12 protein-coding genes are annotated in these 11988 nt (G+C 67.1%); 2 read left to right on the top strand and 10 right to left on the bottom strand.

Going from position 1 to position 11988, the window contains the following annotated elements; translation table 11 throughout:
• Nucleotides 1–63: 63 nt before the first annotated feature.
• From UB43_RS02480 to UB43_RS02435, 10 genes are all read right to left on the bottom strand, one after another.
• Nucleotides 64–861 (bottom strand): MetQ/NlpA family ABC transporter substrate-binding protein, encoded by a 798-nt coding sequence (locus UB43_RS02480; RefSeq protein WP_045208079.1) that lies wholly within the window; start codon nucleotides 859–861, stop codon nucleotides 64–66.
• Between the two features lie 38 nt (nucleotides 862–899).
• Complete coding sequence (locus UB43_RS02475; protein ID WP_045208077.1) at nucleotides 900–2297, bottom strand: LLM class flavin-dependent oxidoreductase; 1398 nt, start codon at nucleotides 2295–2297, stop codon at nucleotides 900–902.
• A 229-nt stretch (nucleotides 2298–2526) separates the two neighbouring features.
• Nucleotides 2527–3744 (bottom strand): SfnB family sulfur acquisition oxidoreductase, encoded by a 1218-nt coding sequence (locus tag UB43_RS02470; RefSeq protein ID WP_045208074.1) that lies wholly within the window; start codon nucleotides 3742–3744, stop codon nucleotides 2527–2529.
• Nucleotides 3745–3753: 9 nt separating this feature from the next.
• Nucleotides 3754–4989 (bottom strand): SfnB family sulfur acquisition oxidoreductase, encoded by a 1236-nt coding sequence (locus tag UB43_RS02465; RefSeq protein WP_045208073.1) that lies wholly within the window; start codon nucleotides 4987–4989, stop codon nucleotides 3754–3756.
• 142 nt (nucleotides 4990–5131) lie between these two features.
• Entirely contained in the window at nucleotides 5132–5902 is a 771-nt protein-coding gene (locus tag UB43_RS02460) for a MetQ/NlpA family ABC transporter substrate-binding protein (RefSeq protein WP_045208072.1), read from the bottom strand.
• A gap of 126 nt (nucleotides 5903–6028) precedes the next feature.
• Nucleotides 6029–6694 carry a methionine ABC transporter permease gene (locus UB43_RS02455; protein ID WP_045208070.1) on the bottom strand — a complete coding sequence of 222 codons (666 nt, stop codon included), beginning with the start codon at nucleotides 6692–6694 and terminating at the stop codon, nucleotides 6029–6031.
• Nucleotides 6694–8082, bottom strand: coding sequence for an LLM class flavin-dependent oxidoreductase (locus UB43_RS02450; protein ID WP_045208067.1), 1389 nt, complete (start codon nucleotides 8080–8082; stop codon nucleotides 6694–6696). Before UB43_RS02450 ends, UB43_RS02455 begins: the two co-directional genes overlap by 1 nt.
• Before the next feature lie 10 nt (nucleotides 8083–8092).
• Entirely contained in the window at nucleotides 8093–9316 is a 1224-nt protein-coding gene (locus UB43_RS02445; RefSeq protein WP_045208065.1) for an SfnB family sulfur acquisition oxidoreductase, read from the bottom strand.
• A gap of 341 nt (nucleotides 9317–9657) precedes the next feature.
• Entirely contained in the window at nucleotides 9658–10125 is a 468-nt protein-coding gene (locus tag UB43_RS02440) for a YbaK/EbsC family protein (RefSeq protein ID WP_045208063.1), read from the bottom strand.
• A gap of 72 nt (nucleotides 10126–10197) precedes the next feature.
• A complete protein-coding gene (locus UB43_RS02435) occupies nucleotides 10198–10848 on the bottom strand; it encodes a hypothetical protein (protein ID WP_045208061.1) in 651 nt (216 codons plus the stop codon).
• Nucleotides 10849–11094: 246 nt separating this feature from the next.
• Here UB43_RS02435 and UB43_RS02430 point away from each other — a divergent pair, with 246 nt between their 5' ends.
• Together UB43_RS02430 and UB43_RS02425 are read left to right on the top strand one after the other, a co-directional pair.
• Complete coding sequence (locus UB43_RS02430; protein WP_045208059.1) at nucleotides 11095–11520, top strand: YciI family protein; 426 nt, start codon at nucleotides 11095–11097, stop codon at nucleotides 11518–11520.
• A 17-nt stretch (nucleotides 11521–11537) separates the two neighbouring features.
• The gene (locus tag UB43_RS02425; protein WP_045208057.1) at nucleotides 11538–11954 is read left to right on the top strand and encodes a VOC family protein; all 417 of its coding nucleotides are present in this window, start codon (nucleotides 11538–11540) and stop codon (nucleotides 11952–11954) included.
• Nucleotides 11955–11988: the final 34 nt, after the last annotated feature.

The raw sequence follows: 11988 nt of genomic DNA, 5'->3' as shown, positions 1-11988 counted from the left end.
TCGCGCCCATGGGGCGCTCCTACAGGTGAGTCGTGTCGCCGGCGTTATTTCGGCGCGGGGGAGTTATTGCCAGCCCGGCTGGTAGAGCGAGCCGTGGGCCTTGTCCAGCGCGGCGCGGACCTGCGGCGAGTGCTGGTAGAGATCGACGAACTTCTTGAGCTTGCCGTCCGGGTCCTTGTAGTCATCGCGGGTGACGAACTGGATGACGTATTCCTTGTTCTCGATGCCGTCGAACAGCAGCGCGCTGTTCGGATCGATGGTCCCGGCCAGGCGGATGTAGTGCGGGTAGCCCTGGGCGAGGTCGACGTCGTCCAGTGCGCGCACCAGTTGCACGGCTTCCAGCTCGATGATCTGGATGTGCTTGGGGTTGGCCACGATGTCATCCAGGGTCGCCTTGTAGCCCACGCCATCCTTGAGCTTGAGCAGCCCGGCCTTCTGCAGCAGCTGCAGGCCGCGGCCACCATTGATCGGGTCGTTGGCGATGGCGACCTTGGCGCCCTCGGGCAGGTCGGCGATGGCCTTGTAGCGGGTCGAGTACAGGCCGACGTTGTTGATGATCCCCGGCGCGAAGGCCTTCAGGTGCAGGCCGCCTTCGCGGTTGGCGTTCTCCAGGAAGGGCGTGTGCTGGAAGTAGTTGGCGTCGATGTCGCCGTGGTCGAGGGTGATGTTCGGCGCGTTCCAGTCGGTGAATTCCACCAGTTCAACCTTCAGCCCTTGCTGGGCGGCTTCCTTCACCGCCACTTCCAGTGGCGGCGCGAAGGCGGCGGTGGTGCCCAGGCGCAAGGTATCGGCGGCCTGGGCGAGGCCGGCGGCAAGGAGGCTCAGCGAGAGGCCGAGGGTGAGTTTGAAGCGTGCATGCATGGCAACGAATCCTTATGGGTTTTAGGGCGTGATGGCCTTTAAAGAGAGAAGGCTGGAGTCGCTCCAGTGGCGGTTGCCTGGCGATAGCTCGCGCCGACGTGCCGCGCGGGCAGTCGGGCGCGGTCGGCGCCGAAGAGTTTTTCCCGCAGCGGGCCCTCGGCGTAGGCCGTCTTGTAGGCGCCGCGGTTCTGCAGTTCGGGCACGACCCATTCGATGAAGTCGGCGTAGCTTTCCGGCTCCACGGTGCGGGTCAGGTTGAAGCCATCGAGCCCGGCATCGTTGATCCAGCCCAGCAGCTCATCGGCGACCTGCACCGGATTGCCCACCAGCGTGGTGTAGCGCCCGCCGAGGGCCAGTTGCTCGAGCAGCTGGCGCACGGTGGCGTCGGTGCGGGCGACGGTCAGGGCCTTGGTGGCGGACTCGATGGCGTTGGTCTTTTCGTAACGAATCGGTTCGTCCAGCGCATAGCGCGAGAAGTCGATGCCGGTGGTGCTGGCGAAATGCGCAAGCCCTGCCTCGGCGCTGGCGAAGCGGCGGTACTCGGCGAGCTTGTCGCGGGCCTCGGCCTCGGTCGGCGCGACGATCACGTTGATGCCCATGAACACCTTGATGTCGTCCGCCCGACGGCCTGCGTCGACCGCCGCCTGGCGGATGCGGTCCACCAGCACGCGGGTGGCCTCGCGGGTCTGCGCGGAGACGAACACGCACTCGGCGTGGCGTGCTGCGAAGGCCAGCCCGCGATTGGACGCGCCGGCCTGGAACAAGAGCGGCGTGCGCTGCGGCGATGGCTGGCTGAGGTGGTAGCCCTCGACGTCGAAGAATTCGCCGTGGTGGCGGACTTTGTGCACCTTGCCCGGCTGCGCATAGAGGCGGCGCTGGCGATCGGCGAGCACCGCGTCGTCTTCCCAGCTGCCTTCCCAGAGTTTGTAGAGCACTTCCAGGTACTCGTCGGCGCGGTCATAGCGGCGGTCGTGGTCGATCTGCCGGTCCTGGCCCATGGCGCGGGCGGTGCTTTCCAGGTAGCCGGTGACGATGTTCCAGCCGATGCGGCCGTCGCTGAGATGGTCCAGCGTGGACAGTCTGCGGGCGAACGGGTAGGGCGCCTCGTAGGTGAGGTTGGCGGTGACGCCGAAGCCCAGATTCTGCGTAACGCCGGCCATGGCCGAGACCAGCATCAGGGGATCGTTCACCGGCAGCTGGATGGCTTCTTTCGCGGTGAGCTCGATGCCGTTCTGGTAGACGTCGTAGACGCCAAGGATATCGGCCAGGAACAGGCCGTCGAACAGGCCTTTCTCCAGCAGGCGGGCGAGGTCGATCCAGTGGCTGAGCTTGTTGAAGTCCGTCGAGCGGTCGCGCGGGTGAGTCCACAGGCCGTGGTTGATGTGGCCGACGCAATTCATGCTGAAGGCGTTGAGGAGGATCTGTTTCTGGCTCATGGGAAATCCTTGCGACCGTTGCAGGCAGGGGCCGCCCTGTAGGAGCGAGCTTGCTCGCGAACCATCGGGCGCTCGGACTGTTCGCGAGCGAGCTCGCTCCTACTCGAAACCCACCCGGTCTGCTGCGGATTGCTTCCGTAGGAGCGGACTCCGTCCGCGATGGGGCGCACCGTGTGGGCTGATCGCGGACGGAGTCCGCTCCTACGGAAGGCAGGTAGGGTGCGGGGCATCACAGCGTCCCCCGGCGCGGCGGAAGTTGGCCGTTGAGGTAGTAGTTGCCCACCGCGAAATACTTCCAGCGCGCCGGGTCGTGCAGGGTGTGCACACGGGCGTTGCGCCAGTGGCGGTCCAGGCCCAGTTCGGCGAGGCTGGCGCGGCTGCCGCCCAGTTCGATCAGCTTGCTTCCGGCCAGCAGCGAGACCTCGGTGGTGATCGCCCGCGCCTCGGCCACGGCGATGGAGGCGGCGGCAACGCTTTCGGCGGTCGGCTCGGCGGTGGCGGCGTCGAGCACCCGGCCGGAGCGATCCAGCAGCGCTTCGGCGGCGTGCAGGCGGATCGCCAGGCGGCCGACTTCGTTGATCGCCAGCGGATCATCGCTGGCCTTGTCGACCCCCGAGTCGATCCACGGCCGCGCCTTTTCCCGCAGGAAGCTCAGTGCGTCTTCATAGGCGCCCCGAGCGATGCCGACGTCGATGGCGGCGTGGAGAATCTGCGCGAACGGCCCGACCGTGGTCGGGCGCTCGAAGGCGCTCTGGAACGGCACGATGTCGTCCTCACTGACCGGCGCGCCATCGAACACCACGCTGCCGCTGCCGGTGGTGCGCTGGCCGAAGCCGGACCAGTCGTCGATGATCTCGACGCCCGGCGTGTCGCGCTGAATGAAGGCGAATTGCTGCAGGCCATCGTCATCGATCACCAGCGTCGGGATGCGTTGCGCGTAGAGCGCGCCGGTGCAGTAGAACTTGCGGCCGCGGATGCGCAGGCGGCCGTCCTCGCGCTTGAGGCGCGTGGTGCGGTCATGGGCGGTACGGGTGCCGATTTCCGCCAGCGCATTGCCGAAGCGCACGCCGGCCAGCACCTCGGCGAACAGGCGGGCCTTCTGCTCTTCGCTGCCATTCACCCGCAGCAGTTCGACGGCGTAGAAATGATTCTGCGGAATCTGTCCCAGCGAGCCGTCGGCGGCAGAGATGATCGCGATGACGCGGGCCACCGTGACGCGGGAAACCCCCGCGCCGCCATGTTCGCGCGGCACGGTGATGCCCCACAGGCCGGAGCGGCTGAAGCGCTCCAGTTCATCGACGGGCAAGCGCCGCTCGCGGTCACGAACGATAGCGCCCTCTCGGAAATCGGCAGCCAGGGCGCGGGCGACGTCGAGGGCTTCGTCGTCGCTGCGGATGATATGGACGGGATTGGCCAGCGCTGGGTTAGACAAAACGATGCTGTTCATTGGCGCTCCTCAGATCCAGGAATGACGCGCCGGGCGGGCGCCGTTGAGGTGGTAGGCGCCAACTGCCTGGACCTTCCAGCGCACGGGGTCGTGCAGGGTGTGCACGCGGGCGTTGCGCCAGTGGCGGTCGAGGTTGAATTCGGCGAGGGTGGCGCGGCTGCCGGCCAGCTCGAAGAGCTTCTCGCTGGCGGCCAGGCTGATCTCGGTGGTCAGCACCTTGGCCTCGGCGACGGCGATGGAGGCGCGGGCGGCGGAGTCGTCGTCGATGGGCCGTGCGCTCACCTCATCGAGGATGTGCCCGGCGCGCTCCAGCAGGGCTTCGGCGGCGTGCAGTTCGACCTGCAGGCGGCCGATCTCGGCGATGGTGAAGGGCTCTTCGCTGGCCTGCTCGACGTTCGCATCGATGAAGGGGCGGGTGCGCGTGCGGATGAAGTCGATGGCGTCCTCCAGGGCGTTCGCCGCGATGCCGGCATCGATGGCGGCCTGGATCAGCTGCGAGACGGCGCCCTGGATGTTCGGCACGTCGGCCAGGCGACCGTTGTGGATCACCAGCGAGCCGGTGACGGGCGCGTTATCCAGCAGCACAGTGCCGCTCGCGGTGGTGCGCTGGCCGAAGCCGGACCAGTCGTCGACGATGCGCAGGCCATCCACGCCGCGTTCGACGAAGCCCATGACCGCTCGGCCCTCTTCGTCGATGGCTTTCACCGCGACCCAGTGGGCGAACAGCGCGCCGGTGGAGTAGAACTTCTCGCCGCTGACGCGGAAATGTTCGCCGTCGCGAACCAGCCGCGCCTTGAGTTCCAGGGTGTTGCGGGTATTGCGCTCGGGGCCGGCATTGCCAATGCGCCGGCCGTTGAGCACGCCGCCGAACAGCACGCGCTTCTGTGCCTCGCTGGCGACGCTGTCGATGACGTTGAGCAGGCCGAACTGGTTCTGCGGAATCTGCCCCAGTGCCGGGTCGGCGGCGCAGATCACGCGGAAGACCTCGGCCACGGTGGCGTAGGAAACCTGCGCGCCGCCGTACTCGCGGGGGATGCTGATGCCGCCCAGGCCGAGGGCGGTGAAGTGTTCCAGTTCGCTCCAGGGCAGCGCGCGCTCGCGGTCGCGGGCGGCGGCTCCGGGTTTCGCCAGGCGGGCCACTTCGTGGGCGGCTTCGATGGCCAGGGCGTCGTTGCTGATACGGCGCGCCGGAAGTAGCCGGGGTGCCTGGTCACGAAGGTCCTTGGGTGCGGATTCGTTGGTCATGCATTGCCTTCTTGTGGCTGGAGTTACGGCGTGGGTGGTCCCTCACCGCACGGGCTTTTCGTAGGAGCGAGCTTGCTCGCGAACGAACTCCGCTGCGGGGCGAAAGGTTCGCGAGCAAGCTCGCTCCTACAGGGGGCGGCGCTTAGAACGCCGGTGCGATCTCGCCCTTGTAGCGGGTCAGGATGAACTGGCGGACTTCCGGCGAATTCAGCACCTTGGCCAGCTTCTGGATGCCCGGGTCCTGGATGTTGTCCGGGCGGGCGACGAGGAACTCGGCGTAGAGGTCCTTGCCTTTCTCGACGATCAGCGCGCTCTTGGTGTCGATGCCGGCTTCCAGGGCGTAGTTGGCGAAGATGAACGCCAGGTCCACCTGCTTCACCGCGCGGGCCAGCAGCGCGCCTTCGAGTTCACGGATCTTCAGGTGCCGGGGGTTGTCGGTGATGTCGCGCTCGGTGGACTGCGGGTTGGTCGGGTCCTTGAGCTTGATCAGGCCGCTCTCGGCCAGCAGCACCAGGGCGCGGCCGGTGTTCACCGGGTCGTTGGGGATGGCCACGCTGGCGCCGTCGGGCAGCTCGGCGAGGGACTTGTACTTGGTGGAGTAGGCGCCGAACGGCTCGATGTGGATGCCCACCACCGGCACCAGGTCGGTGTGGCGGGTCTTGTTGAAGTCATCGAGGAACGGACGGTACTGGTAGTAGTTGGCGTCGAGGTTCTTCTGCGCGAGTTGCAGGTTGGGCTGGATGAAGTCGGTGAAGACCTTGATGTCCAGGTCGACGCCTTCCTTGGCCAGTTCCGGTTTGACGAACTCGAGAATTTCCGCGTGCGGCACCGGGGTGGCGCCGACAACGAGTTTCTCCCCCGCGTGGGCGGAGAAGGCGACGACGGCCGCCAGAATGGCGATGGCCTTTTTCATGGGTGTTGCTCCTTGGCAGCAGTGGGTGGGCCGTCGTGGTGTGGACGTGGGGCCTTGATGGCAGCGGGGCCCGGCTGCCGGCGGGTGTTCTGGGTGCCGCTCCCGGAGAGGGAGTGGGCGGGGAATTCAGCGCCGGGTGTAGCGCGCCACCAGGCGGTCGCCGCTCATCTGCAGGGCCTGCACCAGCAGGATCAGCAGGGCGACGGTGATGATCATCACGTCGGTCTGGAAGCGCTGGTAACCGAAGCGGATGGCCAGGTCGCCGAGGCCGCCGCCGCCGATCACGCCGGACATCGCCGTGTAGTCCACCAGCACGATGGCGGTGACGGTGACGGCGGCGATCAGCCCGGTGCGCGCTTCCGGCAGCAGGGTGTGCCAGATGATTTGCCAGGTGCTGGCACCCATCGCCTGGGTGGCTTCCACCAGGCCGCGATCGACTTCGCGCAGGGCGGTTTCCACCAGCCGCGCGAAGAATGGCGTGCAGCCCACCACCAGCGGCGGGATGGCGCCGGGCACGCCCAGCGAGGTGCCGGTGACCAGCGTGGTGACCGGGATCAGCACGATCAGCAGGATGATGAACGGCAGCGAACGCAGCATGTTCACCACCACCGACAGGGCGCGGTACAGGCCGGGCTTCTCGTGCAGCTGGCGCTTGCCGGTGAGGTAGAGCAACACGCCCAGCGGCAGGCCCAGCAACACGGTGAAGGCCAGCGCGCCACCGAGCATGGCAAGGGTGTCCAGGCAGGCCTGGCCGAGGTCGTGCCAGTCGAGGTTGCGGAACCAGCCGTCCATCACGCTTCCCCTGATCCAGGCGCGTTCCTGCGCAGCTTGGCCGCGCGGTGCGAGGCGCCGAGGCGGTCGCCCTGGCCGAACAGTTTGTGGCGCAGCGTGCCCTGTTCGTACTCGCGCTTGAACAGGCCGCGCGCTTGTAGCTCCGGCACCAGCAGGTCGACGATGTCGGCGAAGGTTTCCGGCGCCACCAGGCTGGAGAGGTTGAAGCCGTCCACGTCGGTTTCCTCGACCCAGGCCTGCAGCTGGTCCGCGACGGTCTGCGGCGAACCCACCAGCAGCGGGCCGTCGCCGCCCAGGGCGCAGTAGTCGGCGATTTCGGCGGCCGTCCACTGGCGCTCCGGGTCGGCAGCGCTGAAGGCGTCCACCGCGGACTGGATGGCGTCGCTCTGTACGTGGCGCAACACCTGGTCCGGCGCGTACTGGCCGAAGTCGATGCCGGTCCAGCCGGAAACCAGCGCCAGGGCGCCTTCGCGGTCGCTGTACTGGCGGTAGTCTTCCAGCTTGGCCAGCGCCTCGGCGTCGGTCGGTGCGACGATCACCGTGAGCTGGTTCAGCACCAGAACGTCGCTAGCCTGGCGGCCTGCCTCCACGGCGAGGCGGCGCAGGTCGGCCACCTGGTCGCGGAGAATGCGTTTGGTCGGCGCGGCGACGAACACGCACTCGGCATTGCCGGCGGCGAAGGCCTTGCCGCGGCTCGACGCGCCGGCCTGGTAGAGCACCGGGGTGCGCTGCGGCGACGGTTGGCTGAGGTGGAAGCCGGGTACCTCGAAGTGCTCGCCCTTGTGCTCGATGGGGTGGACCTTGCGCGGGTCGGCGTAGACCCCGCTCTTGCGGTCGGCGACCACGGCGTCATCGTCCCAGCTGGCTTCCCAGAGCTTGTAGCAGACTTCCAGGTATTCCTCGGCCAGGGCATAGCGCTGCTGGTGGTTGAGCTGCTGCTTCAGCCCCAGGTTGCGCGCGCCGCTGCTCAAGTAGGAGGTGACGATGTTCCAGCCGGCGCGGCCACGGGTCAGGTGATCCAGCGTGGACATGCGCCGGGCGAAGGGGAACGGGTGCTCGAACGACACCGACGCGGTAATGCCGAAACCCAGGTGCTCGGTGGCCGCGGCCATGGCCGGGACGATCTGCAACGGGTCGTTGGCCGGCACCTGGGCGCCGGCGCTCAGCGCGGCGTCGGCGTTGCCGTGGTAGACGTCGTAGACGCCCAGCACGTCGGCCAGGAACAGGCCGTCGATCTTGCCGCGTTCCAGGGTTTTCGCCAGCTCGATCCAGTAGTGGATGTCGGTGTAGCGCGCGGCCTGCTGGTCGCGCGGGTGGCGCCAGAGGCCGGGCGACAGGTGGCCGACGCAGTTCATGGCGAAGGCGTTGAGGCGAATCTGCTTGCTCATGGCGATGGCCTCAGTTCCAGTCGTGGCGCGGCGGGCGCTTGTCGTTGAGCAGCCAGTTACCGACCAGGTGGTACTTCCAGCGCACGGGGTCGTGCAGGGTGTGCACGCGGGCGTTGCGCCAGTGGCGGTCGAGGGCGTGGCGGGCGAGGGTGGAGCGGGTGCCGCCCAGCTCGAACAGCTTGTTGGCGGCGTCGATGGCGACCTCGGTAGTCAGCACCTTGGCCTTGGCCACGGCGACCGAGGCGCGGGCCACGCTGTCTTCGTCCGGCGCCGGGCGGGCGGCGTCCATCACCTTGCCGGCGCGCTCCAGCAGAGCGTCGGCGGCCTCGATGCGGATGCCCAGTTCACCGACCTGGATGATGGTCAGTGGGTCTTCGCTGGCGTTCTCCACGCCGGCGTCGATCCAGGGGCGTGCTTGCTCGCGGACGAAGGCGATGGTGTCGCGCAGCGCGGCGCGGGCGATGCCGGCGTCGATGGCGGCGGTGGTGATCTGCGCGAACGGGCCGGCCAGGGTCGGCACGTCGTAGGAGCGGTGCGTGGGGAAGACGTTGAACGCCGGCACACGCAGACCTTCCACCAGTACGGTGCCGCTGGAGGTGGTGCGCTGGCCGATGCTCGCCCAGTCGTCGACGATCACCAGACCCGGCGTGCCGCGCGGCACGAAGGCGAGCTGGGCGTTGCCCTGTTCGTCCAGGCCCAGCACGCCGAGCCAATGGGCGTAGAGCGAGCCGGTGCAGTAGCCCTTGCGGCCAGCGAGCACGACATGGTCGCCGTCGCGGCGCAGGCGGGTCTGGATGTCCTGCACGGTCTTGCCGCCGGTTTCCGACAGTGCGTTGGCGAAGCGATTGCCCTTGAGCGCGAGGTCGAAGAAGAAGCGCTTCTGCTCGTCGCTGCCCTGCAGGCGGATGTCTTCCAGCAGGCAGTAGTGGTTCTGCGGAATCTGCCCCAGCGACGGGTCGGCGGCGGAGATGATGGCGATGACTTCCGCCAGCGTGGCGTAGGACACCTCGGCGCCACCAAAGGCGCGCGGCACCGTGATGCCCCACAGGCCGCTGTTGGAGTAGACCTCGACCACTTCCGGCGGGACGGCGCGGTTGCGGTCGCGCTCGGCGGCGCCTTCGAGCAGGAAGGCGGCGACCTTGTGGGCGACCTCGATGGCCTCGGCGTCGGAGGCGATTACCTGGGCGTTCGGCTCACGGATGTCGTAGTGGGCGGATTCGGGGAGTTGGGACATGGCAGTACAGCGACCTCGGGGCAGATGAATCGGCCCGGTGTTCGGGCCTGTCTGTCCAGGTCATTGCACAAGCTGTGCCGGAATTTAAAATACTTGTAAATCAACGATTTGGTGTTTTTCTCCAACAGTTGAGGCGCTGGGCAAACAGCAAAGTGTTGAGTGAGTGTTGCTGGGGCAACAGTGCTGAAGCAGGGCGGAGGACCTTTTGGTTCGGTGCGGGCTGAAGCCAATCGCGGACAGAGTCCGCTCCTACGTTCTTGGTGACCACAACCTTTCCCTGTAGGAGCGGGCCATGCCCGCGATCCGCCAGCAAGGCCGGCCACCGCTTTGCGGTACGACGCTCAGGCCAATTCCTGGCAAACGTCGATCCAGTCCGCCGCCACCAGCTGCGCCATGCGCTGCGGCTCGATCCTCACCGCGCTGTGCACCGCGCCGGCCGCCGGCAGCACCTCATCGAACGCTTGCAAAGACACATCGCAATACACCGGCAACGGTGTCGCCAGGCCGAACGGGCAGACGCCGCCCACCGGGTGGCCGGTCAGTGCCACGACGTCCTCGGCGCCGAGCATCTTGGCCTTGCCGCCGAAGGCTTCCTTGAGCTTGCGGTTGTCCAGCCGCGCATCGCCGCGGGCCACCACCAGCACGGTGCGCTCGCCGACCCGCAGGGACAGCGTCTTGGCGATGCGGCCGGGTTCCACGCCGTGGGCCTCGGCTGCCAGGGCGACGGTGGCGGTGCTGGTTTCCAGCTCGATGATGGCGATGTCCGGGGCCTTTTCGGCGAAGAAGGCGCGAACCGATTCCAGGCTCATGGGGCGATGCTCCGTGTCGTGCGAAAAGGACTGAATCTAGGGAGCGTGGACGGAGCTGTCCAGAGCGGGCTTTCAGTGACCGTGGATGAGCAGGGTTTCGATATCGGGTATGCCGATGGCCTGGTTGGCGTTCAGGAGCGCCAGGCGGGCGGCGAAGATTCTCAGCTCCCGGTCGGCTGTCTGCACCGCGCGGGTTAACGTGGACAGCGGCACGGTGACCGAATTCAGAGGGGGCGGCGGGGTAAAGGCCTCGCCTGGCCCGTTGAAGTCGAAGCTGGCGGACTGGTTGTGCTGGTTGATGTCGGGAGAGGGATGGCCGCTGTACAGGTAGGCCCCCTTGCCGGCGGCGATGCGCTTCCAGCTGCGCAGGTCGCCCAGGTCGCTGCAGCACTGCGGGAACAGGACATCGAGATCGCCGACCCGCAGCACATAGCCGCCGGACAGGGGCGGAACCTGGCGCCAGTCCCCGGAGCCTTTCAGACCCTCGGCGCAGTGCAGGTGGATCAGCCGCGAGATGTCGGCGTCGCTCAGGTCGGCAATGCGATGGAACGCGCTGCCCGGCAGGTAGGGGCGCAATCGCGGGCTGAAGTCGTTGGCCCGCAGGTTGCGCTCATGGTAATCACGCCAGCTTGCCACGTTCTCCCAGTACGGCCCGTGGGGCGGCAAGGGGACGGAGTCGACCAGGTAGAACAATTCGATGACGGGGATGAGCTGAACCTGCATGGGGGCGCCCGGAGTTTGCTGAGCGGCACGTTCTAAGGGCGCAGGTCCTGAGCGTCCATAGCGAAATTTCCCATATCTCCGCCGGCTAAGCCTGGCGCGACCTATGCTCAAAGCCCGCGCAACTCCGCTGGATTTTTTTGCTTGGCCTGTCGATCTGCCGTCGCGCCCTTCGACTACTAGTCAGGAGCCGGAAACTACCGGCTGCCATGCTGGCAATTACAAGAGAATGACAAGAGGAGAAAGACCATGCGTTTCATGGTGATCGTCAAAGCCACCGCCGACTCCGAAGCCGGGGTGATGCCCAAGGAAGAGTTGCTCGCCGCCATGGGAGCCTACAACGAGGAGCTGGTGAAGGCCGGCGTGATGCTGGCTGGAGAAGGCCTGCATCCCAGCGTGAAGGGCGCGCGGGTGCGCTTCGATGGCGCGTCGCGGCAGGTAATCGACGGCCCGTTCGCCGAGACCAAGGAGCTGATCGCCGGCTTCTGGATCATGCAGACCGCGTCGCTGCAGGAGTGCATCGACTGGGTCAGGCGCTCGCCCAATCCCTTCGACGGCGAGTCCGAGATCGAGATCCGGCAGATTTTCGAGGCCGAGGACTTCGGCGCCGAGTTCACCCCGGAACTGCGTGAGCAGGAAGAACGCCTGCGCGCCGAAATCGCCAGCAAATCCTGAATCTGGAGCCTACCGCCATGTTGATGAATGCCTACCTGGTCTTCGACGGCAACTGCGAAGAAGCTTTCCGTTATTACGCCGAGGTACTGCGCGCCGAGCTGCCGGCGCTGATGCGCTTCTCCGACGCGCCGGGCTGCGAGGACATGCCCGAGGCGCTGAAAAACCGTGTCATCCATGTCCGCCTGGAGGTGGACGGCCATGTGCTGATGGGCTCGGATGCCTCGCCCCAGTGCGGCCAGTACGAAGGGGTGAAGGGCGTGTCGATCACCCTCAACGTCGACAGCAAGGCCGAGGCGCGGCGTCTCTTCGAGGCCCTCGGCAAGGGCGGCAAGGTCACCATGCCGCTGGACCAGACCTTCTGGGCCGAGCTGTTTGGCGCGGTGGAAGACCGCTTCGGGGTGCCGTGGATGATCAATTGCGAGAAGGAAGCCTGAGCCCAGGCACCGCTGCCCCCTGTAGGAGCGGGCC

It is taken from the genome of Pseudomonas sp. 21 (assembly GCF_000955805.1).
GTDB lineage: Bacteria > Pseudomonadota > Gammaproteobacteria > Pseudomonadales > Pseudomonadaceae > Pseudomonas.
The sequence above is the reverse complement of the archived record's forward strand: the minus strand, read 5'-3'. Positions and strand labels throughout refer to the sequence as shown.

Excerpts from the sequence above, each read along its gene's own strand:
- UB43_RS02480 (WP_045208079.1), bottom strand. The coding sequence starts at position 861 with ATGCATGCACGCTTCAAACTCACCCTCGGCCTCTCGCTGAGCCTCCTT.
- UB43_RS02475 (WP_045208077.1), bottom strand. The coding sequence starts at position 2,297 with ATGAGCCAGAAACAGATCCTCCTCAACGCCTTCAGCATGAATTGCGTC.
- UB43_RS02470 (WP_045208074.1), bottom strand. The coding sequence starts at position 3,744 with ATGAACAGCATCGTTTTGTCTAACCCAGCGCTGGCCAATCCCGTCCAT.
- UB43_RS02465 (WP_045208073.1), bottom strand. The coding sequence starts at position 4,989 with ATGACCAACGAATCCGCACCCAAGGACCTTCGTGACCAGGCACCCCGG.
- UB43_RS02460 (WP_045208072.1), bottom strand. The coding sequence starts at position 5,902 with ATGAAAAAGGCCATCGCCATTCTGGCGGCCGTCGTCGCCTTCTCCGCC.
- UB43_RS02455 (WP_045208070.1), bottom strand. The coding sequence starts at position 6,694 with ATGGACGGCTGGTTCCGCAACCTCGACTGGCACGACCTCGGCCAGGCC.
- UB43_RS02450 (WP_045208067.1), bottom strand. The coding sequence starts at position 8,082 with ATGAGCAAGCAGATTCGCCTCAACGCCTTCGCCATGAACTGCGTCGGC.
- UB43_RS02445 (WP_045208065.1), bottom strand. The coding sequence starts at position 9,316 with ATGTCCCAACTCCCCGAATCCGCCCACTACGACATCCGTGAGCCGAAC.
- UB43_RS02440 (WP_045208063.1), bottom strand. The coding sequence starts at position 10,125 with ATGAGCCTGGAATCGGTTCGCGCCTTCTTCGCCGAAAAGGCCCCGGAC.
- UB43_RS02435 (WP_045208061.1), bottom strand. The coding sequence starts at position 10,848 with ATGCAGGTTCAGCTCATCCCCGTCATCGAATTGTTCTACCTGGTCGAC.
- UB43_RS02430 (WP_045208059.1), top strand. The coding sequence starts at position 11,095 with ATGCGTTTCATGGTGATCGTCAAAGCCACCGCCGACTCCGAAGCCGGG.
- UB43_RS02425 (WP_045208057.1), top strand. The coding sequence starts at position 11,538 with ATGTTGATGAATGCCTACCTGGTCTTCGACGGCAACTGCGAAGAAGCT.